22 protein-coding genes and 2 pseudogenes are annotated in these 24,400 nt (G+C 62.7%); 7 read left to right on the top strand and 17 right to left on the bottom strand.

What is annotated here, in order from left to right; genetic code table 11:
* Positions 1–482 (bottom strand): annotated as a pseudogene (locus tag IB266_RS30835) (hypothetical protein); the annotation flags it as partial.
* A gap of 71 nt (positions 483–553) precedes the next feature.
* Between IB266_RS30835 and IB266_RS28720 the strand changes: the two are divergent.
* Genes IB266_RS28720 through IB266_RS28710 form a run of 3 tightly spaced genes read left to right on the top strand, consistent with a single transcriptional unit; the run spans position 554 to position 3,454 of the window.
* A complete protein-coding gene (locus IB266_RS28720) occupies positions 554–2,569 on the top strand; it encodes a ribonucleoside triphosphate reductase (protein ID WP_060742104.1) in 2,016 nt (671 codons plus the stop codon).
* A 31-nt stretch (positions 2,570–2,600) separates the two neighbouring features.
* Positions 2,601–2,762 (top strand): anaerobic ribonucleoside-triphosphate reductase, encoded by a 162-nt coding sequence (nrdD, locus tag IB266_RS30930; protein WP_092174522.1) that lies wholly within the window; start codon positions 2,601–2,603, stop codon positions 2,760–2,762.
* Positions 2,759–3,454 carry an anaerobic ribonucleoside-triphosphate reductase activating protein gene (locus IB266_RS28710; RefSeq protein ID WP_225613679.1) on the top strand — a complete coding sequence of 232 codons (696 nt, stop codon included), beginning with the start codon at positions 2,759–2,761 and terminating at the stop codon, positions 3,452–3,454. The genes nrdD and IB266_RS28710 overlap by 4 nt, the downstream gene beginning before the upstream one ends.
* A 186-nt stretch (positions 3,455–3,640) precedes the next feature.
* Here IB266_RS28710 and IB266_RS28705 read toward each other — a convergent pair whose 3' ends face one another.
* The 4 genes from IB266_RS28705 to IB266_RS28690 are packed head-to-tail and all read right to left on the bottom strand — an operon-like array spanning position 3,641 to position 6,750.
* Complete coding sequence (locus tag IB266_RS28705) at positions 3,641–5,008, bottom strand: 4Fe-4S binding protein (protein ID WP_192263982.1); 1,368 nt, start codon at positions 5,006–5,008, stop codon at positions 3,641–3,643.
* A complete protein-coding gene (locus IB266_RS28700) occupies positions 4,996–5,850 on the bottom strand; it encodes an FTR1 family iron permease (protein WP_192263979.1) in 855 nt (284 codons plus the stop codon). The genes IB266_RS28705 and IB266_RS28700 overlap by 13 nt, the downstream gene beginning before the upstream one ends.
* Positions 5,851–5,872: 22 nt before the next feature.
* A complete protein-coding gene (locus IB266_RS28695) occupies positions 5,873–6,217 on the bottom strand; it encodes a cupredoxin domain-containing protein (protein ID WP_192263976.1) in 345 nt (114 codons plus the stop codon).
* Positions 6,218–6,219: 2 nt separating this feature from the next.
* Positions 6,220–6,750: an iron transporter gene (locus tag IB266_RS28690; RefSeq protein WP_192263973.1), complete on the bottom strand. Its 531-nt coding sequence runs from the start codon at positions 6,748–6,750 to the stop codon at positions 6,220–6,222.
* A 203-nt stretch (positions 6,751–6,953) separates the two neighbouring features.
* On the opposite strand from IB266_RS28690, the gene IB266_RS28685 reads away from it, so the two are divergent.
* Positions 6,954–7,181: a DUF3079 domain-containing protein gene (locus IB266_RS28685; protein ID WP_192263970.1), complete on the top strand. Its 228-nt coding sequence runs from the start codon at positions 6,954–6,956 to the stop codon at positions 7,179–7,181.
* A 160-nt stretch (positions 7,182–7,341) separates the two neighbouring features.
* Here the strand turns inward: IB266_RS28685 and IB266_RS28680 are convergent, their stop codons facing one another.
* The 3 genes from IB266_RS28680 to IB266_RS28670 all read right to left on the bottom strand — a co-directional run bounded on the left by IB266_RS28680 (position 7,342) and on the right by IB266_RS28670 (position 13,072).
* A complete protein-coding gene (locus IB266_RS28680; RefSeq protein WP_192263968.1) occupies positions 7,342–9,081 on the bottom strand; it encodes a dipeptidase in 1,740 nt (579 codons plus the stop codon).
* Positions 9,082–9,384: 303 nt separating this feature from the next.
* Positions 9,385–11,385, bottom strand: a complete 2,001-nt coding sequence (locus tag IB266_RS28675) for a peptidase U32 family protein (protein WP_192263966.1) — start codon at positions 11,383–11,385, stop codon at positions 9,385–9,387.
* 118 nt (positions 11,386–11,503) lie between these two features.
* Positions 11,504–13,072 carry a sensor domain-containing diguanylate cyclase gene (locus IB266_RS28670; RefSeq protein ID WP_192263964.1) on the bottom strand — a complete coding sequence of 523 codons (1,569 nt, stop codon included), beginning with the start codon at positions 13,070–13,072 and terminating at the stop codon, positions 11,504–11,506.
* Positions 13,073–13,199: 127 nt separating this feature from the next.
* Between IB266_RS28670 and IB266_RS28665 the strand changes: the two genes are divergently transcribed.
* Positions 13,200–13,658, top strand: coding sequence for a metallophosphoesterase family protein (locus tag IB266_RS28665; protein ID WP_192263962.1), 459 nt, complete (start codon positions 13,200–13,202; stop codon positions 13,656–13,658).
* 6 nt (positions 13,659–13,664) lie between these two features.
* Here IB266_RS28665 and IB266_RS28660 read toward each other — a convergent pair whose 3' ends face one another.
* The 3 genes from IB266_RS28660 to IB266_RS28650 form a co-directional block, all read right to left on the bottom strand.
* The gene (locus tag IB266_RS28660; RefSeq protein ID WP_192263960.1) at positions 13,665–14,567 is read right to left on the bottom strand and encodes a sugar phosphate isomerase/epimerase family protein; all 903 of its coding nucleotides are present in this window, start codon (positions 14,565–14,567) and stop codon (positions 13,665–13,667) included.
* Between the two features lie 89 nt (positions 14,568–14,656).
* Entirely contained in the window at positions 14,657–15,826 is a 1,170-nt protein-coding gene (locus IB266_RS28655; RefSeq protein ID WP_192263958.1) for a Gfo/Idh/MocA family protein, read from the bottom strand.
* Between the two features lie 18 nt (positions 15,827–15,844).
* Positions 15,845–16,768: a TIM barrel protein gene (locus IB266_RS28650; RefSeq protein WP_192263955.1), complete on the bottom strand. Its 924-nt coding sequence runs from the start codon at positions 16,766–16,768 to the stop codon at positions 15,845–15,847.
* Between the two features lie 127 nt (positions 16,769–16,895).
* On the opposite strand from IB266_RS28650, the gene IB266_RS28645 reads away from it, so the two are divergent.
* Entirely contained in the window at positions 16,896–17,951 is a 1,056-nt protein-coding gene (locus IB266_RS28645) for a LacI family DNA-binding transcriptional regulator (protein WP_192263952.1), read from the top strand.
* A 195-nt stretch (positions 17,952–18,146) separates the two neighbouring features.
* Here IB266_RS28645 and IB266_RS28640 read toward each other — a convergent pair whose 3' ends face one another.
* Both IB266_RS28640 and IB266_RS28635 read right to left on the bottom strand, forming a co-directional pair.
* Complete coding sequence (locus IB266_RS28640) at positions 18,147–19,241, bottom strand: alkene reductase (protein WP_192263949.1); 1,095 nt, start codon at positions 19,239–19,241, stop codon at positions 18,147–18,149.
* 50 nt (positions 19,242–19,291) lie between these two features.
* Positions 19,292–20,124, bottom strand: a pseudogene (locus IB266_RS28635) (pirin family protein).
* Positions 20,125–20,247: 123 nt separating this feature from the next.
* Between IB266_RS28635 and IB266_RS28630 the strand changes: the two are divergent.
* Positions 20,248–21,162: a LysR family transcriptional regulator gene (locus IB266_RS28630; protein WP_192263946.1), complete on the top strand. Its 915-nt coding sequence runs from the start codon at positions 20,248–20,250 to the stop codon at positions 21,160–21,162.
* A gap of 45 nt (positions 21,163–21,207) precedes the next feature.
* Here the strand turns inward: IB266_RS28630 and IB266_RS28625 are convergent, their stop codons facing one another.
* Genes IB266_RS28625 through IB266_RS28610 form a run of 4 tightly spaced genes read right to left on the bottom strand, consistent with a single transcriptional unit; the run spans position 21,208 to position 24,384 of the window.
* Positions 21,208–22,422, bottom strand: a complete 1,215-nt coding sequence (locus tag IB266_RS28625; protein WP_192263943.1) for a pyridoxal phosphate-dependent aminotransferase — start codon at positions 22,420–22,422, stop codon at positions 21,208–21,210.
* Positions 22,419–23,057, bottom strand: a complete 639-nt coding sequence (locus IB266_RS28620; RefSeq protein WP_060742128.1) for an RraA family protein — start codon at positions 23,055–23,057, stop codon at positions 22,419–22,421. The genes IB266_RS28625 and IB266_RS28620 overlap by 4 nt, the downstream gene beginning before the upstream one ends.
* Complete coding sequence (locus tag IB266_RS28615) at positions 23,057–23,719, bottom strand: RraA family protein (RefSeq protein ID WP_192263940.1); 663 nt, start codon at positions 23,717–23,719, stop codon at positions 23,057–23,059. The genes IB266_RS28620 and IB266_RS28615 overlap by 1 nt, the downstream gene beginning before the upstream one ends.
* Positions 23,719–24,384, bottom strand: a complete 666-nt coding sequence (locus IB266_RS28610) for an RraA family protein (protein WP_192263937.1) — start codon at positions 24,382–24,384, stop codon at positions 23,719–23,721. Before IB266_RS28610 ends, IB266_RS28615 begins: the two co-directional genes overlap by 1 nt.
* Positions 24,385–24,400: the final 16 nt, after the last annotated feature.

Genomic DNA, 24,400 nt, shown 5'->3' with positions numbered 1-24,400 from the left:
TTATAGCCGACCTGATTCTCACGGTCATACCCCGATCCAACTGTGGGAGCGGGCTTGCTCGCGAAGGCGGCCTTATAGCCGACCTGACTCTCACGGTCATACCCCGATCCAACTGTGGGAGCGGGCTCGCTCGCGAAGGCGGCCTGCCAGCCGACCTGATTCTCACGGTCATACCCCGATCCAACTGTGGGAGCGAGCTTGCTCGCGAAGGCGGCCTTATAGCCGACCTGATTCTCACGGTCATACCCCGATCCAACTGTGGGAGCGGGCTTGCTCGCGAAGGCGGCCTTATAGCCGACCTGACTCTCACGGTCATACCCCGATCCAACTGTGGGAGCGGGCTTGCTCGCGAAGGCGGCCTTATAGCCGACCTGATTCTCACGGTCGTGCTCCAATCCCCTTGTGTGAGGCGCATTGCTCCCTTCCAAGCAGGTTGGTCGTTGCCCCCGATTCTTGATATCGATCAATTGCAACTCGATCATTTGGCCGTACTCTCCACTGCATATTGTGTTTTTACAAATTAAAAAGCCTATATGTAGTGTCTGGAGCCAAAATGCAGAGCACGTTGATCTCAGTAGGGTGTAACCGCTTGCACAAGCGCGATGGCAGTGTGGTCGCCTTTGATGCGGACAAGATCCGCCAGGCGCTGATCGCCGCCGGCAAGGCCACTGGTGAGTACGCCGAAGCCGAGGCCGAAGGGTTGCTCGAGGCGGTATTGGCACGGCTGGAAGGGCAGTCGCGGTTGAACGTCGAGCAGATCCAGGACCGCGTCGAGCGCGTTCTGATGGACGCCGGGTATTTCCTGTCCATGCGCGCCTACATCGTCTATCGCGAGCAACACGGACGCCTGCGTCGGGATCGTCGTACGCTGGTGGAAGTCGCCACTTCGATGAACGAATACCTGGACCGCGAAGACTGGCGCGTGCAGGCCAACGCCAACCAGGGCTATTCCCTCGGCGGGCTGATCCTCAACGTATCGGGCAAGGTCACCGCCAATTACTGGCTCGACGAAGTCTACAGCCAGGCCATCGGCGAGGCGCACCGCGAGGCGGACCTGCATATCCACGACCTGGACATGCTCGCCGGCTACTGTGCCGGCTGGTCCTTGCGCACCCTCTTGCATGAAGGCCTCAACGGCGTGCCAGGGCGGGTCGAGGCCGGGCCGCCCAAGCACCTGAGCAGCGCCCTGGGGCAGATGGTGAATTTCCTCGGCACCCTGCAAAACGAATGGGCCGGCGCCCAGGCGTTCAGCTCGTTCGACACCTACCTGGCGCCCTATGTACGCAAGGACCGGCTCAGTTACGACCAGGTTCGCCAGTCGTTGCAGGAGTTCATCTACAACCTCAACGTGCCGTCGCGCTGGGGCACGCAAACCCCGTTCACCAACCTGACGTTCGACTGGGTCTGCCCCCAGGACCTGCGCGAACAGATCCCGGTCATCGGCGGTGAAGAGATGCCGTTCGCCTACGGTGACCTGCAAGCGGAAATGGAACTGATCAACCGCGCCTACATCGAGGTGATGCAGGCCGGCGATGCGAAAGGCCGGGTCTTCACCTTCCCGATCCCGACCTACAACATCACCCATGACTTCCCGTGGGACAGCGAGAACGCCGACCGGCTGTTCGAAATGACCGCCCGCTACGGCTTGCCGTATTTCCAGAATTTCCTCAACTCGGACATGCAACCCAACCAAGTGCGGTCGATGTGCTGCCGCCTGCAACTGGACGTGCGCGAGCTGCTCAAGCGCGGCGGCGGCCTGTTCGGCTCGGCGGAGCAGACCGGGTCCCTGGGCGTGGTGACGATCAACTGCGCGCGCCTGGGCTACCTGTACAAAGGCAACACCAGCGGGTTACTGCAACGCATCGATACCCTGATGGAACTGGCGAAAGAGAGCCTGGAGGTCAAGCGCAAGGTCATCCAGCATCACATGGATGCCGGTTTGTACCCCTACACCAAGCGCTACCTCGGCACGTTGCGCAACCACTTCTCCACCATCGGCGTGAACGGCCTGCATGAAATGCTGCGCAATTTCACCGACGACCAGCAAGGCCTGCACACCGAGCAGGGCCGTGCATTTGCGCTGAAACTGCTGGATCACGTGCGGGCGACGCTGCTGCGTTTCCAGGAGGAAACCGGCCACCTCTACAACCTCGAAGCCACGCCCGCCGAAGGCACCACGTACCGCTTCGCCAAGGAAGACCTCAAGCGCTACCCGGATATCCTGCAGGCTGGCAGCCCGGTCGCGCCGTACTACACCAACTCGTCGCAACTGCCGGTGGGCTTCACCGACGATCCGTTCGAAGCCCTGGAGCTGCAAGACGAACTGCAATGCAAATACACCGGCGGGACCGTGTTGCACCTGTACATGGCCGAGCAGATTTCCTCGACACAGGCCTGCAAGCAACTGGTGCGCAAGGCCCTGGGACGTTTCCGCCTACCGTACCTGACCATCACGCCGACCTTTTCCATCTGCCCGGTGCACGGCTACCTGGCCGGCGAACACGAGTTCTGCCCCAAATGCGACGAGGCCTTGCTGCTGCAACAGCAGTTGGCAGGCAGCGTTCACTGATCCGATCCATCGACCGCAAGGAGCTTCACCTATGAATGCATCACAAAGCCTTCCACCCGCACAGCGTCAACGTTGCGAAGTCTGGACCCGGGTGATGGGGTATCACCGCCCGGTGGCGGCCTTCAACCCCGGTAAGCAATCCGAGCATCGTGAGCGGGTGCACTTCACCGAACGCGCGGCCGGGCGTCCATGAGTCGAGTGCTACGGGTCGGGGGCATGGTGCCCCTGACCACCCTCGATTATCCGGGCCAACTGGCCTGTGTGCTGTTTTGCCAGGGGTGTGCCTGGCGTTGTCGTTATTGCCATAACCCGCAACTGATCCCGCCACGCGGCAGCGAGGAGGTGGATTGGTGTCGGGTGTTGGCGTTCCTGCAACGCCGTCAGGACCTGCTCGACGCCGTGGTGTTCAGCGGCGGTGAGCCGACCTTGCAGGACGGCCTGGCGCCGGCCATGGAGCAAGTGCGGCAGATGGGTTTTCGCATCGGCCTGCACAGCGCCGGCATCAAGCCGGCGGCCTTCGCCAAAGTGGTCGGGCTTGCCGACTGGGTGGGGTTCGACATCAAGGCCTTGCCCGAAGATGCCCTGGAGGTGACCCGGGTCGAAGGCAGCGGCGCCGCCAACTGGCGCAGCCTCGACCACCTGCTGGACAGCGGCGTTGATTATGAATGTCGCACGACGGTGCACTGGCATCTGTTCGACCCGGAGCGGTTGCTGACCCTGGCCCGACGCCTGAGCGAGCGCGGTGTCAACCGGTTTGCCGTGCAGCTGGTGCGCACCGCGCGGATGCTCGACCCCCATCTCTCCAGCGTCTCGGCGCAGGCCTTGCAGCCAGACTTGTGGGCCGCCATGCGCGAGCTGTTTCCCTCGTTTGTATTACGCAGTTGAACGCACGCTGGGTTGAGTGATTGCCCGCCACCCCCCCCCTGTGGGAGCGGGCTTGCTCGCGAAAGCGGTGGGTCAGCTTGCGATGATGTTGGATGTACCAACGCCTTCGCGAGCAAGCCCGCTCCCACAAGGATTTTGTGTTGAGCCCAGATATTGAGAGCACCCGCTCCCACAGGATTTAGTGTGTCACCACCCCCAAAACTGCAACCACCACCCATAACCCACCAGACCGCTGGCCACTATCAGGCAGGCCATGGCGGGCAGTCGCTGAACGGGCGATGTAGTCGTCTGCTCCAGGCGTTTCCAACCCAGCCACAGGCTCCAGGCTATCGCCGCCACCAACAATCCGGCTCGAGCCGGTTGCACCCACTCGAGCAACAGCCCTTCATAGCGCAGCAACTTGACGGTGGTGGCCGACAGGCCTAGGAACAGTCCCGCACCGCCAAGGGGCGTCAGGGTGACGGCTAGGGGCAAATACTCTGCGCAATCGCCCGCAAGTCGTGCCGCCAGGCGCATCAGCAGCATCAGCGAAGTCCCCAGCAACAGGGCGCTCATGCCCAAATAGGCGACGATGCAAAAGCCATCGAGCCAACTGAAGCTGTCGTTGAGTTGCGGATAATGCGTCAGCAGCCACCAGGGCGCGTTGTCTTGCAGCGGCCAGAACAGGTCGTGTGCCACCAGCCATTGCGCCAGTGCCTGCTTCAGTGTGATGAACCAGGGGCTGACGGTCCATTGAAAGGCCCCCATGGCCAGGCCGATGACGCCGAACAACAGCAAGCGCACATCCCAGGGCGAGAGCGTGGTGGGCGTTGACTGAAGGATTTCCTGGTTGCTGGAGCGGGCGATCAGGCGCACCGCATCGCGCTGGCCGCTACAGCGACCACAGGCGTGGCAATCGGTGGCGCCGCGCATTCGGCGGATGTCCAGCAAGGGCGCGCAGTTGGGTGCGGGGCGACGCGGCGCAGGGTTTTCCAGCCAGCGTTGTTCGTCCACCTGAAAGTGCATTGGTGCCAGGCGGGCGAGGAGGGAGAAGACGCCACTGACCGGGCACAGATAACGGCACCACACTCGCTTGCCACGGGCGAACAGCAGGCCAACGATCACTGCCGCGACGGTCGAGCCACCCAGGATCAGCAGCGCCGCCTGGGCGTAGTCGTAGACGCTGATGAGTTGGCCATAAATCGTCGTCAGGCAGAACGCCAGGGTCGGCCAGCCGGCCCAGCGCACGCTTCTCGGCACACCCAGGCCTTTGCCGTAGCGACTGGCCCATTCACTCAAGGCGCCTTCGGGGCACAGCACGCCACACCAGAGCCGACCGAACAAGACGATCGAGAGCAATACGAACGGCCACCACAGGCCCCAGAACAGGAACTGCGCCAGCAGCGTGAGGTTGTCGAACAGGTGCGCCTGACTGCTGGGCAATGGTAACAGGGCGGGTATCACCAGCAGCACCGCGTAGAACAGCACCACCGCCCATTGCACGGCACGAATGGTTGCGCCGTGGCGCCGCATGCCGTCGCCCAGGCGCTGGAGCCAGGGGGTCAGGTGGGGCATGGCAGGTTTTCCGCCTTGGGTGTCCGCAACCATCCTGCGACGGCCAGCCAATAGCCAAGCCATACCAGCAAGGTCAGCGCGCTGGGACTGGCGCGATACCCGGCGAAGTCGGCGAGGAATCCGCCCAGGCCATGGCCGTCGTCCAGTATCGCGCTACTGTTCCACAGTGCATCGCCAATGCCACGGTACACCGGCTCGGGCCAATCCATCGCGAGCAATTGCCCGCCGATCCGCTCGATGCCGCTGACCAGCAACGCCGCACCCAACAGCAGCAGGATCGCTTCGCTGATGGCGAAGAAACGCGGCCAGGAGATGAACCGACGACTGCCGTGGAGCAAGGAAACGCTCAACAGCGCCAGCACCAGGCCAGCGATTGCACCCACGGCGAACAGGCCCAGTGACGGCCCTTGCAAGCGGGCGCCGGCGCCGTACAGGAAGACCACGGTTTCACTGCCTTCGCGGCTGACCGCCAGTAACGCCAGCACCATCAGGCCCAGGCCACCCTGGCGGCTCAGGCGCTGGTCGGCTTGGCGCGACAGGTCCTGCTTCAGTGTCCCCGCGTTGCGATGCATCCAGCCGACCATTTGCACGATCAACAGACTCGCGATCAACGCCAGCGAAGCCTGGAACCATTCATTGGCGCTGCCGCTCATGGCTTCGCCGGCCAGCAGGATCAAACCGGCCAATACGCCCGACAACAGCAAGCCGAGCAGTGCGCCGCTCCATAGGTACCGCAACAGATGGCTGGCCTGTTGTTGCCGGCTGACCCAGGCCTGGAGGATACCGATCACCAACAACGCCTCGACGCTTTCGCGCCAGACAATAAACATCGATTGAGTCATGCAAATGCCTCCTGCAGGCCGATCATTGGGCGAGAATCCCGCCCTCGGGCAGTTGCGGGTTGAATTCATCGAAAAACGGATAGTGCCCGGGGCGCAGCGGATGGATGACCACGAAGGTCGTGACGCCGGGCGAGAGCACTTTTTCGACGCGCAATGGCGTGCTTTCGAATTCCGCCGGGCCCTGGCCGACATTCTTCAGCACGATCTTGAAGCGTTGCCCGGCCGGCACTTCCAGCTGCGGCGGCGTGAAATGCCCGTCGCGCATGCTCAACTCATAGGTGGGCAGTTCGGCCTGGGCGATTGACGGCAGCAGCAGACCGGCCAGCATCAGCCAGGCCAGGCATGACGGCCAGGATCGGCGGCGCATGTTCAATACCCGCCTTTTTTACCGATCCCGGCGTAGACGAATTCGTAATGCAGCTCGCAGCGTTCGAACCACGGCGCCACGCCGGTTTCCTTGTCGGTATGACGACCGAGGGACGCGTGGCCACCCGGTGGCAGGACGGTGAAGGTCAATTGGTATTTGCCAGGGCCGAGCAGCTTGACGTTGTCGCCGTAGTGCGGCCCGTCATTGGCGACCATGGCGTGGAAGTCGCCCTTGAGCTCGGTGTCGTTGCCTTGTTTCTTCAGCTGGAACGACACGTTGAGATAGGGTACGAAACTGCCTTCCTGAAAGCCTTGCTGGTTGTCCGCCGTGGCGCGGATGTCGGCTTCCAGGTGCACATCCGAATCTGCGGTGGCGCGCATCATGCCGGCGGGGGCCATTTCGATCGGTTGCAGGTACACCGCACCGACTTCCAGCCCCGGGCACAGTTGCGGTTCGCCGATGGGGTATTCCTTGGCCTGGGCCAGCGGTGCGAGTAACAGCAGGGCGAGGGACAACGGAGCAACGGGGCGCATGATGACTTCCTGGTTGGCTAAATAATGGCGCCGAGTCTAGGAAGCTTCGCTGCGAATAATAATGATTCTTGTCAATTTTCAGCGCGAAATTTTGCTCGGGGAGCATTTGTTGCTCGCGCGCGGCTGTTCTTGATCGGGATCAAGGGTGGCGCTGTCCCGACGGGGTAGGGTACGGGCACACCCATCTGTTATGCGGGGTCGTCATGGCAAAGCCTTTTCCCATCAGTCCCAAACATCCCGAGCGCATTTGCTGGGGCTGTGATCGTTACTGTCCGACCAATGCCTTGGCCTGTGGGAATGGTGCCGATCGAACCATGCACCCGGCCGAGATGATTGGGGACGATTGGTACCTGCATGGGGATTGGGGGCTGGAGCTGGTCGACATTACCGCCAAGGTCATCGATCCCAGCGCCACTTACATGAAGGAATGAAGCAACCCTGTGGCGAGGGAGCTTGCTCCCGCTCGGGTGCGCAGCGCCCGCAAAATCTTGCTCCCGCTGCGCGACCCAGCGGGAGCAAGCTCCCTCGCCACAGGAACCAAGCAAGCCTCAGGGGCAAGCAAGCTTCAAGTGCACGGTGTGGCTCGGACAATCACAACTTCGGCAACTGCCCGATCCGTCCCATCATTTCGGTCACGATCTGCAAGTCCAACAGGAACTGCTCCACCGTCTTGAACTCGTTGTCGTTGTGGCCGGTGTACTTGACGTCGGGCATCGCCAGGCCGAATTGCACACCGTTGGGCAAGTCATGGACCGAAGTGGCGCCGGCGGAGGTGCCGTATTTGTGTTCCATGCCCAGGTTCTCACTGGCCACGGCCAACAGCGCCTTGACCCATTCACCCTCGGGGTTGCGGTACATCGGCTCGTCGATGGAGTAATCGAAAGCCACGGCGACCTTGGATTTCTTGCTCCAGGCGGCCAATTTATCGGCAATGTCAGTCTTGATCGCTTCGGTGGGCTTGCCAACCGGTACCCGCAGGTTGACCGCAAGCTTGAAGGTCTTCTCATCCATCCCGACGAACGTCAGGGACGCGGTCAGCGGGCCCATGAAGGCATCGGAAAAGCCAATTCCCAGTTTGCTGCCCAGATAATCCAGGCCCCAGTTGTCGGCGGCGTAGCGGGCGGCGTCGGTGATGTGGTTGTGCTTGAGCGCGACCTTGCCGTCCAGGCCATTGATGAAGTCCAGCATCCGCGCGACCGGGTTGACGCCTGACTCGGGCTCGGAGGAGTGGGCGGATACGCCGGTGAAGGTCAGTTGCACGTCCTTGCCGACAACTTGGGTGCCCACTTCGAAATTGCCGCCGTTGCGCTTGGCATAGTCGGTAGCGGCCTTGAGCAGGTCGGCGGCCAGTTCGGCAGGCTTGTCGCCGGTAAAGGTGGCCACGGAGGTCGACGGAATCTGATTGGTCGCCAGGCCGCCGGTCAATGCGGTGATTTGCGCGCCCTTGCCCTGTGCGGTACGCCGGGCGAAGTTCGCCATGACGGTGCCGTAGCCTTTCTCGGCAATCACCACCGGGTAGCCGCCATCCAGCGCCAGGTTGTAGTTGGGCGTCGGGTTGCGTTCGAAATAATAGGGAATGGCGTCGCCGGTGGTTTCCTCGGTGGTGTCGACCAGCAGCTTGAAGTTGCGCGCCAGTGGCAGTTTTTCTTCCTTGATGATCTTCATGGCGTAGAGCGCCACGACGATGCCGTTCTTGTCGTCCTCGGTGCCCCGGCCATACATGCGGTCGCCCACCAGGGTGACCTTGAACGGATCGAGGCGGGTGCCGTCTTTCAACACCCAGTTTTGCGGCGTGACCGGCACCACGTCGGCATGGGCATGGATACCGACGACTTCGTCACCGCTGCCTTCGAGGGAAATCTCATAGACGCGGTTGTCGATGTTGCGGAAGTTCAGCTTGAACGCTTCGGCCAGGCTTTTGATCTTGTCGGCGATCTTGAGGAATTCCGGATTCTCGTGCTGGGCTACACCGTCCTTGCGAAAGGTCGGGATGGCGACCAGTTCCTTCAGCGTCTCGGTAGCGGCTGTGCCGTATTTCACTCGGGCGTAGAGGCCCAGCAGGCGATGGATTTCGTTCTGTTGTTCAGCCGACAGGGTTTTGTTGTCCTGGAAGGCGCTGATGGCCGGGCCGAGGTTCGCGGTTTTGGCGAGGTCGCTTTTGGCTACTTCTGCGAGGAACTGCCGGAAATCGGTGACGGAGGTGTCGGAGAAGGTTTTGACGAGGGTCGCGCTTTGTTGTGCGGTGATATTGGCGTTGGCCGACATCGCGAATGACGACAGGCTGGACAGTATGAGGGTGGCAACGGCAAGACGCTTGAACGGGAAGTTCATGGTGGCAGGCATTCCTTTGCAGGGGAGAAGTGTCGTTTGATGAAACAATCACTTACAACCTAACACCATGAACCCGCGGCGGGGGAGCCCTTGAACAGAATTTGTCGCCCGGAAAAGCGAAAACGGCGCAGAAATGAAAAGTGGCGGTGGGATACTTCGGCCATTCCTCCACCGCAGATCCAGTGTGGGAGCGGGCTTGCTCGCGAAGGCGGTGGGTCAGTTACATTGATGTCGACTGTCACACCGCCTTCGCGAGCAAGCCCGCTCCCACAGGGATCTGTGCGGGTAGCAGGCCTTGCGGACTCAGTGCGGTGAGCGCGCAATTGTCTTGAGCAGGTCTTCAGGGCTGATATGGCCCACCACGGGCTGCGCCGTGCTGCCGGGCAATGGCAGGTCAAGGATGTGCCCCTTGATCTTGCCGACCACATGCATCTCGCAGGGTTTGCAGTCGAACTTCAGTGTCAGCACTTCATCGCCGTGTATCAGTTGCATCGGCGCGACCTTGGTGCGCACGCCGGTGACACCCTTGGCCTGCTTGGGGCAGAGGTTGAACGAGAAGCGCAGGCAGTGCTTGGTGATCATCACCGGCACTTCACCGGTTTCCTCGTGGGCCTCGAACGCCGCATCGATCAGCTTGACCCCGTGGCGATGATAGAAGTCCCGGGCCTTCTGGTTGTAGACGTTGGCCAGGAACGACAGGTGCGACTCCGGGTAGACCGGCGGCGGGCTGGTCTCGGCCTTGCGGCCACCCCGTGGATGAGCCGCCACACGAGCAGCGGTCAGGGCTTCGATGGCTTCGCGGCGCAAGGCCTTGAGCTGCGAGTTGGGGATGAAGAACGCCTGGGGCGCATCCAGCTCGATGGCGGTGGCGTGGTATTCGGTGGTGCCCAATTGGCCGAGCAGGTCGTGCAGTTGCTCCAGGGCCTGTTCCGGCTTGTTGGCCAGGCCGAACGGCCCGTCCAGGGCGCTGCTGGCGCTGATGCCTTCCTCGCTGGTGGCGGTCAGCTCCAGGCGTTCTTCGCGCAGGCGTGCATTCCAGGCCAGGCCGACGCGGCGCTCGGAGGAGGTCTTGAGCAACGCTTGCTGCCAGTTGTGATCCAGGTTGCGGCTCAACGGGTGGTTGGGACGTAACTGGTACATGCCGGCCGGCATTTCATTGGGTTCGACGCGGTAGCGGTAGCGCTTCTGGCCGTCCTCTTCGAATTCACCCTTGGGCTCGGCGATGTTGGCGCGGAAACCGACGACTTCGCGCTTGACCAGTACGTTGAGACCGTCGCCGTTGGACAGCGGATCGAAGGTCACCACTTGCAGGTCGCGCTTGCCGACTTTTTCCACCACGCCCACCGGCACGCCGGTAAAGGTTGGCGAATCAAAGGCGCCGATGTCGATCTTGCGCTCGCTGACGAAATAGTCGGTGCTGCCACGGTGGAAGGTCTTGTCCGGGTCGGGGACGAAGAAGTGTGCAGTACGGCCGCTGGACGCACGGGCCAGGTCCGGTCGGTCTTCGAGGACATCGTCCAGGCGCTGGCGGTAATAGGCGGTGATGTTCTTCACATAGCCCATGTCCTTGTAGCGCCCTTCGATCTTGAACGAACGCACGCCGGCTTCGACCAGGGCACGGATGTTGGCGCTCTGGTTGTTGTCTTTCATCGACAGCAGGTGTTTTTCATAGGCAACCACCCGACCCTGGTCATCCTTGAGGGTGTAGGGCAGGCGACAGGCCTGGGAGCAGTCGCCACGGTTGGCGCTGCGGCCGTTCTGGGCGTGGGAGATGTTGCACTGGCCGGAAAACGCCACGCACAGCGCACCGTGGATGAAGAACTCGATGGCCGCCTCGGTCTCGTCGGCGATGGCACGGATTTCCTGCAGGTTCAGCTCACGGGCCAGGACCAGTTGCGAGAAACCGGCCTGGTCGAGAAACTTTGCCCGGGCCAGGGTGCGGATGTCGGTCTGGGTGCTGGCGTGCAATTCGATGGGCGGGATATCCAGCTCCATCACCCCCAGGTCCTGGACGATCAACGCGTCGACGCCAGCATCGTACAACTGGTGGATCAGCTGGCGGGCCGGCTCCAGTTCATTGTCGTGCAGGATGGTGTTGATGGTCGTGAACACACGGGCGTGGTAGCGGTGGGCGAATTCCACCAGCCGGGCAATATCGCCCACCTCGTTGCAGGCGTTGTGACGCGCGCCGAAACTCGGGCCACCGATGTACACGGCGTCGGCGCCATGCAGGATGGCCTCGCGGGCGATGGTCACGTCGCGGGCGGGGCTGAGCAATTCCAGATGATGTTTGGGCAAGGACATTTGTTTTTAGTCAGGCTGGTCACGGTCGAAGCGCGCATTGTAGCCGCCAGGCGCCTCGTCGGCACCTGTGGACTTGGGTTTGCACGAATCTGACCGATGCGCGGCGCTGCCGCGGGGGTCACCCCGGCGTCGAACCGGCGCTGCACCAGCGGTTTCGCCCGGTGTTCTTGGCCAGGTACAAGAAGGCATCGGCGGCCCTGATCAGCATGGCCGGGGTGACGTCCTCGCCGCTCGGCTGGCAGGTGGTGACGCCCGCGCTGATGGTCACAATGCCCAAGGGATGGTCGCCATGTTCAATGTTCAAGGCCCTGACCGCTTCGAGGATCTGCTGCACGACCTTGGTGGCGCCAGTGCTGTCGGTGTTTGGCAGCAGCACGGTGAACTCTTCACCGCCGTAGCGGACCGCCAGGTCGCCCGGCCTTTTGATGGTCTGCCCGAGCGCGGCGGCAATCGCCCGCAGACAATCATCCCCGGCGGCATGGCCATATCTGTCGTTGAAACGCTTGAAGTAATCGACGTCGAGCATGATCAGGGCCAGGGACGAACCCTGGCGCCTGGCCAGGCGGATCTCATCGGCCAGGGCGATGTCCAGCCGCCTGCGGTTGCCCAGCCCGGTCAGGCTGTCGGTCAGCGCCATGTCGCGCATGGCCTGGTGGGCGCTGCGAATCTGCTTTTCCATGGCCATGCGGTAGCGCAGCTGGCTCAACACGATGAGCCCGAAGCCCATCAGGATCGCGATCAGGAAAATCAGCACCAAACCGGTCTTGAACAGGTCGCGGCGCCAGGGCGCGATGATCGATTCGCGGGACAAGCCGGCTTCCACCACCAGCGGGTAGGTGGTCAGGGCCCGGTAGCCGTACAGGCGCTCGGTGTCGTCGACGACAGCCTTGGCTTCGGCAACCCCTTGGTTGGAGGTGGGTAAATGTTCCCTGAAAATCACGCTGTTGACGAGGCTCTTGCCAATCACCGACGCGACGAAGGGGCGTCGGACCAGGATCGTTCCGCTGCGCTTGGCCAGGACCAGTGCGCCTTTGCCATCGATTTTGAAGTCGCCGTAGTAGTCGACGAAATAGCTGACCTTCACGGTCCCCAGCAATACGCCGGCAAACGAGCCATCGGGGTTGTTGAGGCGGCGGGAAATGGGAATGATCAGGTCGTTGGTGGAGCGGCTATTGACGACGTCACCGATGCGCACGCCTTGATCCTCGTGGGTGCGGTGGTATTGGAAGTAGTCGCGGTCGGCATTGTTCGCCATTTCCGGGATCACTTCCTTGTCCGTCACCAGCCATTGGCCGTCCGGGCCATAGATAAACAACCCGTGCAGTTGCGGCATGATGGCGGCCTGCTGCACCAATAGCTTATGGATGCGTGGGATGTCCATGTTCTGCAGGCCATCGCCCTCCACCCGTTCGGCGAGGGCGGCGGTGACCACATCCACTTGTCGAATGGTATCTTCAGCGTGTTGGGCCGTCGCCCGCGCCAGGTTCGTCACCGAATCCCGGGCAGACGCAAAAGCGGCGCGGTAGTCGCGCCAGGTCCGCCAGCCTTCGACGGCCAGGAAGGCGATGACGACCACGAGCATGAAACTCACAGTCAGCCGGAATGCCGCTCCTGCCCGCACAGCTTGCTGGGAGAAGGCCTCATCTGGGCTTTCGATCTTGGGCTCTGGCTGCTTGCGTCCGAGCATTGACGTATCCTTTCCACGACGGGTCTGCACCTTTCACGGCGCAGCCTATCCTATTCGAATTCAGCATGTTAGCTGACTGCGACGAGGCAGGTACAAGCGGCGACACACGATTGGGGAGAAAGGTTTCATGAAAGTCGGCGTCATTTCCGATACCCACGGCCTGTTGCGTCCCGAAGCACTTGCCGCGCTGCAAGGCTGTGAGCGGATCATTCATGCCGGTGATATCGGCAGCCCGGAAATCCTCGACGTCCTGGCATCCATCGGCGAGCTGCACGTGGTGCGCGGCAACAACGATTTGCAGGCCGAGTGGGCAGGGCACCTTGCCGATTGCCTGCAATTCGACCTGGGAGGATGGCCGGTACTGCTGGTCCATGACATCGCGGATGTGCCGGCGCTACTCGACCCGGGCGTGAGGCTGGTGATCACCGGCCATTCCCATAAACCGCTGATCGAGTGGCGTGGCGAGCGGCTCTACCTCAACCCTGGTAGCGCCGGCCGGCGACGGTTCAAGTTGCCGGTGACGCTGGCGCTGCTTGAGGTGAGTGAACAGGCGATCGAGCCGCGGCTGGTCCGGTTGTTGGAATGAGCCCGTTTACCTGAAGTACTTGTCGACGTAGGCCTGGATTTCCTTGCGCATGAAACGCCCGGATTCATCAGCCCGTTCCTCCCAGCCGAATACGCACGCGGTGACAATGCCGTCGAAGCCGGTCTTGGCCAGTTCACTGAAGAACAGGTCCCAGTCGATCTCGCCCTGGTGCATGTCCATGTGCTGGTGGACGGTAACCTTGGCGCCGGGTGGGTTGACGATGTAGCGCAGGCCGGACGAGGCCTTGTGGTTGTAGGTGTCGGCGATGTGGACATGGGCGATCATCGACCCGGCTTCGGCGATCATGGCTTTCATGTCGTCGCCGAAATAGAAGGTGTGCGGCGTGCAGTACAGGAACTTGACGTTGTCCGAGCCGAGGGTCTTGAGCATGTCGAGGGCCGGGTGCAGGGTCTCGCACCAGTCCTCCGGGTGAGGTTCGACGTTCAGCGTGACGCCCTCGCTTTCCAGGATCGGCACCAGTTCCTCCATCGAGCGCCACCAGGCCGCTTCGCTCGATTCGTGGCTGTGCACGCCACCGCAGCAACTGACGGTATGCCCGCGATCAGGCGACGGCCCGCGACCAAATTCCGAGTTCATCGTGGTGCAACCCATCTCCACGGCGACCTGGATCGCCTCCTTCCAGTAGTTCACCGCTGCCCGGCGTTCGTCTTCATGAGGGCTGGCCCAGCGGTACATCGGCAGCAGCGAGGCCAGTTGCAGATGGTGGTCGCGCAGGGCTTTCTTGAACTCGGCGATACGCTCCTTGTGGGCGCGGGGGCGTACCCACCAGGGCAGGAAGTCTTCTCGTGGCGACAGCTCCAGGTACTCGAAGCCGAGCTCGGCGGTCTTGCGGCACAGGTCCGGCAGGCTCAGGTGGCGGTGCATGTAGGGGTCGAGGGCGATTTTCATTGTTGTTCTCCGTTAAGTAACGCTCATGACCATGGCGAGGGGGTTCGCTTCCTCGTCACAAGTGTTTTTCTTGGCTGGCGGGCATTGGATCAATAGGCGACCCAGGTTGAATCCAGGTTGGCTGACTCCACGCAGCGTTCGACCCAGCGCACGCCGTCCACACCGGCATCGATGTCGGGGTAGCGCAGGGCGGCCAGCGCCTCGGCGTCGCCACGTTTGGCCGCATCCATGGCCAGGGCGAAGCGGCGATAAAGGTTGGACCAGGCTTCGAACAGCCCTTCGGGATGCCCGCCACCGATGCGGTCGTCCTGCAGTGCGGCGGGGTGCAGGTAGCCCATGCCGCGCTCCAGGATCTGCGCCGGTTGGCCCTGGATCTCGACGCTCAGTTGGTTGGGCCGCTCGTCCCACCATTCGAGGCTGGCACGGGAGCCGATCACGCGGATTTTCTGCCCGTGCATGGAACCGGCGTTCACGGCGCTGGACCAGACCATGCCCATGGCGCCGCCTTCGTACTCCATCAAGGTGTAGGCGTTGTCCTCCAACGGGGCGCGGCTGGCGACGAAGCTTTGTCGGCTGCACATCAAGCGTTTGATCTTGAGGTCGGGCAGCATCACCTTGGACACATACAACGGGTGCGTGCCGACATCCCCCAAGACATAGCTGGGCCCGGCCTGGCGCGGGTCGACGCGCCACTGGGTCGCCTGGTTCTGTGCCTCCACCGGCGCGCTGTGAAAACCATGGGCGAACTGCATGTGCACCATGCGGATCTCGCCCAATTCCTGGGCCGCGATCATCGCCCGGGCCTGTTCGATCAACTGGTGCCCGGCGTAGCCATAGGTCAAGCCCACGATGCGTCCCTTGGCGTGCGCCAAGGTGCGCAGCGCCTCGGCCTGTTCAAGGGTAAAACACAGCGGCTTTTCGCAGACCACATGCAGCCCGGCTTCCAGGGCGGCGCGGGTGATGGCGTAGTGGGTGCCGTTGGGCGTGGCGATCGACACCGCCTCGATCCCATCAGGGCGTTGCGCCTCCCGCTCGAACAGACTCAGGTAATCCGCATGGCAGCGCGCGGGGTCGATACCCAATTGCTCGCCAAAGGCTCGGCCACGGACGGGGTCGATATCCAGCGCCGCAGCGACCAATTCGAAGTTCCGGTCGCGCAGGGCCGCCGAGCGGTGGATGTAGCCGATCTGGCTGTGCTCGCCGCCACCGATCATGGCCCAGCGGATGGGCCGTGTGATTGTTTTGCTGCCGTTGATCATGACGTTGTCCTTGTGTGATCAGAAACCGATGCGGGCCAGGTAGGCGCGGCTGGCGGCCACGTCGTCGAGGCTGCCTTGCGCATGGCGTGGGTCACGCTCCTGTTCGACGGTGATGCAGCCCACGTAACCCAGTTCATTCACGAGGCTGTGCAGCGCCGGGTAGTCGATGACGCCACGCCCGATGGGGCACATTACGCCCCGGGCGCAAGCGTCGAAGAAGCGGATGCGTTCGTTCAACACCTGGTCGAACACCACTGGGTCGATGTCCTTGAAGTGCAAGTAGTCCAGGCGATGGGTGTAGGTGCGTAGCGACGCGACCGGGTCCATGCCGGCGTAGTAGAGATGCCCGGTGTCCAGGCACAACCCGGCGACTTCATCGGGAATGTCGTCCACCAGGCGCGCCAACTCGTCGGCGAACTCGATGTGGCCGCCGGCGTGGGGGTGGATGACCGCGCGGATGCCGTATTGATGCCAGGCGATGTCGGCGATGGCGCGGATGTGCGTCATCATCGTGTTCCAGCGTGCATCGTCCAGGCGCGGGGCGCGGTCCGAGTGACCGGCTGCGTAGTCGCGTGCCTCGTGACCCCAGTCGATGATCACCAGGTAGGGCCCGGCATGGCGCTGGCCGGTTTGCTTTTTCAGGGCGGGCAGTTGCTTGAGCAACGCGCAGATATTGTAGGTCTGACGCAGCAGTTCGGGCAGGTTGGCGGGGGTAACGAGGTCGTCGAAGATTGTCCCGGCGACCACATGCAGGCCCTGTTCGGACAAGGCTGGACTGACGGTTTCGGCGTCCAGCGGCAGGTAACCGTACGGCCCCAGCTCAATGCCACGATAGCCAGCTTCGGCCGCTTCGCCAAGCACCCGGCGCCACGGTGGCAGGAAAGGATTCTTGACGTCGTCGACGCCCCAGCAGCAAGGCGCGGTGCAGATGTGGATCGTCATGGAGCACTCCGGCTGTGTTTGTTTTTATGTGCTTGGCCTGATGCTATTGGGTTGCCGGGGAGGGGGCCATGGGGTGATGGCTTAATCTGTCAAAACCCCTCATGATGCCGGATAGAGGTGTCAAAACATGTCAGAAAAGCCACGCCGATTGCTTCGCCCCACCATGGCCGATGTCGCTCGGGAAGCCGGGGTCAGCCTGTCCACTGTCGACCGAGTGCTGAACCTGCGTGCCGATGTGCGTGCCGACACGGCCCAACGCATCGCCGCAGCTGCTGCGCGCTTGGGGTTCCATGCCAAGGGTGTTATCGAACAGCGGGTGCTCAACGACCGTCCGACCTTGCGGCTTGGCTTCTTGTTGCAGAAAAGCGGTGTGCCTTTTTACCAAGGGCTCGCCCATGCTTTGTCGAACGCTGCCGCGACCTGCACGCGAGCACGGATTCGCGTGGTGATTGGTTATCTGGATGACCTCGACCCGGTGATCGTGGCGCAACGCATCCTGGCCCTGCGCGATCAGGTGGATGGCCTGGGCGTGGTGGCGGTGGATCATCCCCGGGTCCGGGAGGCGGTTGCGCAATTGCGCGAGACGGGGGTCTCGGTGGTGGCGCTGCTGTCGGAGCTGTCCAGCGCCAGCGGCACGGGGTATGTCGGGTTGGACAATCGCCTCACGGGCCGCACGGCAGGTTGGTTCATCAGTCGTCTGGCGAGTCGACCCGGAGCGGCGGCCGTCATGCTCAGCAGCCAGCGTTTCCAGTGCCAGGAGTTGTGTGAGCTGAGCTTTCGCAGTTATCTGGCCGAGCATTCCAGCGAATGGGAGCTGCTCGCGTCGCGCCTGACGTTGGAGGACGATGAGTTCGCGTATGGCAACACGCTGGACTTGCTCACGGCCGAGCCCGACCTGGCGGGGCTGTATGTGGCCGGCGGCGGCATCGCCGGCGTGTTGCGTGCCTTGCGCAGCCTCCAGGAACAGCAGCTTCGCCTGCCCGTGGTGGTGTGCCACGACCTGACGCCGCTGACACGCGAGGCGTTGAAGACGGGGCTGGTCCAGGCGGTGCTGTCCCATCCCGTCGCGACCATGGCCGAACAGGCGGTCGAAGCACTGGTCGAGGCCGCGACAGTCACGCCGCCAGGACCGGCGCCGAGGCGGGTGGTGCCGCTTCAGATCGATGTGCCGGAAAGCACCTGAATGTTTGAGCATTCTCAGCCACCGCTATCGCGAGCAAGCTCGCTCCCACAGGGGATTGAGGGTGGATGTAGATATTGCGGCCAACCAGAAACATTGTGGGAGCGAGCTTGCTCGCGATGGCGCCGGGTCAGTCGGTATGAAGGGTGACTGATACACCGCTATCGCGAACAGGTTCGCTCCCTCAGCTCTTGGTTATTAAACCTCTTGGCCTGCTTGAGCCTCTGTCAGGGTCGGATAGTCCGTATAACCCCGCTCGTCGCCTTGGTAGAACGTCGATGCGTCAGGGGCGTTCAGCGCCTGGCCCCGTTTGAAACGCTCCACCAGGTCCGGGTTCGCCAGAAACGGCGTGCCGAACGCCACCAGGTCCGCTTCACCATCGCTGATGGCGCTGGCGGCGCGTTCGGCGCTGTAGCCGCCATTGGCGATGTACGGCCCGCCAAAGCGACGCTTGAGTTCCTGGAAGTCGAACGGGCCTTCACCCAGTTCCACGATGTGCAGGTACGCCAGGCCATAGCGGCTGAGCATCCTGGCCGTGTAGTCGAAGGTCGCCTGCGGGTTGCTGTCGCTCATCGAGAAGTAACTGAAGATCGGCGACAGGCGCACGCCGACCCGACTGGCTCCGAAGACTTCGATCACTGACTCGACCACTTCCTTGAGGAAACGGGCACGATTCTCGACCGAGCCGCCGTAGGCATCGGTGCGTTGGTTGGTGCCGTCACGCAGGAACTGGTCGATCAGGTAGCCATTGGCACCGTGGATCTCCACGCCGTCGAAGCCAGCCAGCTTCGCGTTGGCTGCAGCCTGGCGGAAGTCGGCGATCACGCCCGGGATTTCATCGAGTTCCAGCGCCCGTGGCAGCTCATAAGGCTTGAGGCCTTCGGGGGTGTAGATTTCGCCATCGGCCTTGATCGCCGAGGGCGCTACGGGTTGGGCGCCGTTGACTTGCACCAGGGGATGGGACAGACGACCCACGTGCCAGAGCTGCAAAAAGATTTGCCCACCCTCGGCATGGACCGCGTCGGTCACTTGTTTCCAGCCGGTGATTTGCTCAGGGGTAAAAATCCCCGGCGTTCTCAGGTAACCCTTGCCCTGGGCCGACACCTGGGAGCCTTCGCTGATGATCAAGCCGGCGCTGGCGCGTTGGCTGTAGTACTCGGCCATCAGGGCCGTGGCCGCATCGCCTGTTCCTGCGCGGCTGCGGGTCATCGGCGCCATGATCATGCGGTTTTTCAGGGACAGCTTGCCGAGTTGGACACGGGACAACAGAAGATCGAGACCGATGTCAGTCATGATGCACCTCTAAGGAATGGGGGATGGACAGGTATTGAGGCGAGGGTCGGTCAGCCCAACCGACCCTCTTGCTGCAAAAGGGCGCCGATGCGCTGGATTTCTTGCTCGCCTTTTTCCAGGGCGGCCTCGCTGGTGTGCACGGAGTAATAACCCATCACCAGGTCGTGGGGATGCTTGACCGCCGAACCGAGCACGAAGGAGGTCGCGCCCTGGGCAACGATGTCGATGGCTGCGCCGGATTCTTCGAACACCACCATTTCCCCGGCATTGACGTTGCCGCCAGCGTCGAGGCTGCCGTCGTTGACCGCCAGCCAGGCAACGGTGTGCCCAGCCGGTGGCGTATAGCGCCAGCGTTCCTGGTCTTTCAATTGCACAGCCAAGTAGTTCATGCCCGCCGGGGCTGCAACGCTGCTGCGAGCCGCGCCATGTTGGCCGAGCAACACCAGCGCCGGACCCTCCCGGCGGATAGCGGAGGGCGCCAGGTAGACACTGTGGGCCGGGGCATTCTCGCCGGCAGCGCGACCCAAAGCTGGAAGCCTTTGATCGGCGAGCCCTCCACTGGCCTGCCGTCATGCCATACACCATTGCCTGCGTGCATCCATTCCATGCCGCCGGAGGGCAACACGCCCGATTGACCGGTGGTGTCTTCGTAAGTCACCTGGCCGTCGATCATGTAGGTCAGCGTTGCGATACCGGAGTGGGGGTGCATGCCGAAACCTTTTGGCATGACGTTGTCCGTGAAAGCGAAGAGGTCGAGAAACACAAAGGGCTTGCAGAGTTGGCCGAGGTCGCCCGGGCTCATGAGGCGCGTGATCGGCCCGTGGCGGTTGCCCCGGGTGCGGTGGACGATGGTACGCGGTGGCGCTGCGACGATGCTGTTCATGGATGACCTCGGATTCTTGAGCGTTGGTGGCCTCGATGCGAGAAGGATAAGTGTCTGGCAATAGATTGATTAGTCGATACAATCGGATTGAACTCATCCAAAAAATGAAGGAATCGCGACCTGATGCTCGATCTGAATGATGTCGCACTGTTTGTCCAGGTGGTGCGCAGCGGCAGCTTTGCCGAAGCAGCCAGGCGGCTGGGCATGCCTTCCAATACCGTGAGCCGGCGGGTCCAGCAGTTGGAGGCGCAATTGGGGAAGCGACTGTTGCAACGCTCCACTCGCAAACTCACGCTGACTCAGGTGGGGCAGGGGTTCTATGAACGCTGCGTCAGCGCCGTGGATGGGCTGACCGAGGCGGGGCAGGAACTGATGAAGGGCAGCGATGAACCCAGTGGCCTGGTGCGTATCGCGGCGATGGCGGATTTCTTCGATTTTTTCCCGATGCAATGGGTGGCCGACTTTCTCGTCGCGCATCCTCGGGTGCAGCTTGATTTCGTGCTCAGCGATGCCAAAGTCGACCTGATTGCCGACCGCATCGACGTGGCCTTTCGCGGCGGTGCGCTACAGGACTCCGGGTATGTCGGGCGCCAACTCATCAAGAACGAAGGTGATGGGATGGTCGCCAGCCCCGCCTACATCGCCAAGCGCGGTGCGCCGAGTTCGCTGCAGGAGTTGGCTCACCACGACAGCGTGGCCTTTGCCCATCCCAGCGGCTTGAGTCACTGGCGGCTCATCGGCCCGGACGGCACCGAGGAAGAGGTGCAGGTTCCCAGCCGCTTCAACGCCAACACCGCTCAAGCGTTGCGCAAGGCTGCCGTGGCGGGCCTGGGCATCGCCGTGCTGCCCTCGGCGCTGAGCAGCGTGGACCTGGACGCTGGAAGGCTGGTACGTGTGTTGCCGCAGTACCAGCGTATTGGCTTCGGCCTCAATGTGCTCTATCCGAGCCGGCGCCAATTGCCGCTGGCGGTCTCGGCGTTCATTGGGCTGGTGATGGAAAAGCTGGAGCTCAAGGCGTTTCCGGCGCGGTTGAACTGAGCTGGCCATTACGATCCGAGTCTGTGCCCACCGTTTGATCCTGGTTCAGCGAAGTGCATCGCAGAATCCGCGAATCGCTTCGCAGGCCTGGCGCAAGGACGCATCGTCCAGGGCGTAGGCAATGCGAATGTAAGGGCCAAGGCCGAACGCGCTGCCGTGTACCACTGCCACGTCTGCTTCATCGAGCAGCGCGTGAGCGACATCTTCATCGGTGTGCAGCACCCGTCCTCCGGATGAGGTCCGGCCGATCAAGCCGGCACAGGAGGCGAACGCATAGAAGGCGCCACCCGGGCTTGTGCAAGCAAGACCCGGCGTGGCATTCAGCAGCGCCACCATCAAGTCACGACGACGCTGAAACACGGCACGGCTTGCGCGAATGAAGTCCTTGGGGCCGTCCAATGCAGCCAAGGCTGCTTGTTGGGAGATTGAGCTGGCGCCCGAGGTCTGCTGCCCTTGGAGTTTTTCCATGGCCTCCAGCAGCCAGCGTGGCCCGGTGGCAAAACCGATGCGCCAGCCCGTCATGGCATAGGCCTTGGAAACCCCGTTCATGGTCAGGGTGCGCGAAGCCAGCCGTGGTTCGACTTGGGCAAGGGTATAGAACACCTGATCATCGAAGATCAAATGCTCGTAGATGTCGTCCGCCAGGATCAGTACGTGAGGATGGGCCAGCAACACGTCGGCCAGGGCCTGCAGTTCTTCGCGGCTATACACCGCACCGGTCGGGTTGGACGGCGAGTTGAGGATCAACCAGCGGGTCTGCGGGGTGATCGCCGCATCCAGCGCGGCGGGCGTCAACTTGAAGCCGCTGTCGGCATCGCAGGTGACAATCCGGGACTCGCCGCCACAGAGCTGGACCATCTCTGGATAACTGACCCAATAGGGCGCCGGCACGATGACCTGGTCCCCCTCGTCAAGGGTCGCGGCCAGGGCGTTGTAGATGACCTGCTTGCCACCGTTGCAGACCAGGGTGTCCTGCCAGGTGACGTCAAGGCCGTTTTCCCGGCGGAATTTGGCCGCCACCGCTTCGCGCAGCGAACGCACACCGGCGACCTGGGTGTAGCGGGTATGACCCTGTTCGATGGCCTCGATCGCCGCCTCGCGAATGTGCTTGGGCGTATCGAAATCAGGCTCGCCGGCGCACAGCGAAATGATCTTCGCCCCCTGTGCGCGACGTTCGGCCACCCGGTCCATGATCCGATAGGTCGCCGAGGGTTGCGCACGCGCCAGGCGCCGATTCAGTCGTTGGATGTCGACGCTCATGCGCGGGTTCTCCACTCGGTCAGGTTCATCAGTTCCAAGGTCGAGCGGCCTTCGGTCAATGCTTGCATCATCTGGGCTTCCTTGTTGGCGCGGGCTTCGCCTTCGGCCAGGGTTCGTGCGACATCCGCCTTGGGAATGATGATCACACCGTCTTCGTCAGCCACCACCAGGTCGCCTTGGGCAACATGGGCACCGTTGAAGTTGAACGGCTGGCCCACCGACGGCGCGCTGGCCTTGACCGTGCCTTTGACCGAAATGCCTCGGGCAAACACCGGGAACCGGCGTCTTTTCAGCGCCGCGATATCGCGCACGCCACCATCGATGACCAGGCCGACCACGCCCGCTGTTTCAGCCGCCACGGTGAGCACTTCGCCCCAGTAGCCGGCGATGAAACTGCCCGTGCCCACGACCAGCACGCTGCCACGGGGTACGCGTTCCATGGCCAGGTGCAGGGCCAGGTTGTCACCCGGCGAGCATTCCAATGGGTAAGCGGGTGCGGCGATGAAGGCTCCGTCCCAGACCGGGCGGATCGCGCTGTCGACCGCGCAAGGCTGGTGGCAGGCTTCATACAGGGTCGAGCTGCCCAAAACCTTGGCCCGGGCGTGAAAATCCTTGGGAAACAGGAGCGTGGTCATCAGACTTTCCTCTGCAGGCTGTGGTAGCCCAGTGCGGCGCGGGCTTGTTTCAAGGTCTTGCCTTGGGCGACCAGGGCACGGATGTCGGCCTCGACCGATTCGATCTGCCGGGCGCAGGCCGCCACTTCCGCGGCCCGGTCACGGGGGACGATCACCACGCCGTTGGCGTCGGCGACCACGATGTCACGGGCACAGACCCGGGCGGTGCCGATGGACACCGGCTGGTTCACCGACTGCACCTGCACGCGGTCCTTGCCGGTGCGCATGAAGCGGCCTTTGCTGAAGATCGGATAGCCATCGCCCAGGGCCTTGTTCACGTCACGGCAGACACCGTCGATGACGGTGGCGGCGATCTGCCGCGAGCCTGCGTACTGGGTCATGATGTCGCCCCACACGGTGCAGTCGGTGCGGCCGCCATTGTCGATGACCACTACGTCGCCAGCGGCCACGTCTTCGATGAAGTCGCCCACCGTGCCCGGCGGAGCGCTGGCCGAGACGTATTGCACGGTAAATGCCGGCCCGACGATGACTTGGTTGTAGTTGTCCAGGGGCGCTACGCCGAGGCATTGGCCGGGCAGGCCGAGTTTGTCCAGTGCGTCGGAGATGCCTGGGGTGTCCAGGCCTTCGAACAAGGCGACCAGGCTTTTATCTTCAAGGTTCATCAGGAGTGCTCCACGTGGATGGCTTCGAACTGGGTGTCATGCATCACTTCGGCGACCGAGCGACCGCTGCGCACCGCCTCGACCATGCCGTCCTGGCGGCGGCCGATGCGCTCGCCCAGGTCGAGCACCTTGTCGATGTGGGTCTGGGGAATGAAGACGGTCCCGCAGTTGTCGGCAATGACAAAGTCGTCTTCGCTGACATCGACGCCAGCGACGGGGATGGTCACTGCCGCGTCGATTTGAATGACGCGGTTGCGGGCACTGACCATGGTCACGCCACGGCCAAACACCGGGTAGCCAATGGCTTCGCTGCCGTCGATGTCGCGGCTGAAGCCGTCGATCACCGTACCGCGCACCTGCTTGCCGACCGCGGCGTTGGCGAGAATGTCGCCCCAGCAAGAGACGCCTTCGATTCCACCTGCGATCACCAAGACGCGATCATCGCTGTCGATCTGCTCCACCACCGGGGTGATCAGGTGGACCGTGGGGACGTTGTCGGATTTAGCGGCCAGCAGCACGGTGCTGGCGCGGCCGACGATCTTCGGGCAATTCCATAGTGGGCGCAGCCCAACGGTGGCTCCCGGCAACCCGAGGAAATCCAGGGCGTCGGACACCGTGTTGGTGTCCAGCGCCGCCAAGCGATCCAGCAAACTCATAGCATTCATGGGCAAACCCCTAAGG

Origin of the sequence: Pseudomonas sp. Pdm06 (assembly GCF_014851795.1) — a bacterium.
GTDB classification, from domain to species: Bacteria; Pseudomonadota; Gammaproteobacteria; order Pseudomonadales; family Pseudomonadaceae; genus Aquipseudomonas; species Aquipseudomonas fluorescens_AA.
This window is presented reverse-complemented; position numbering and strand designations above follow the sequence as displayed.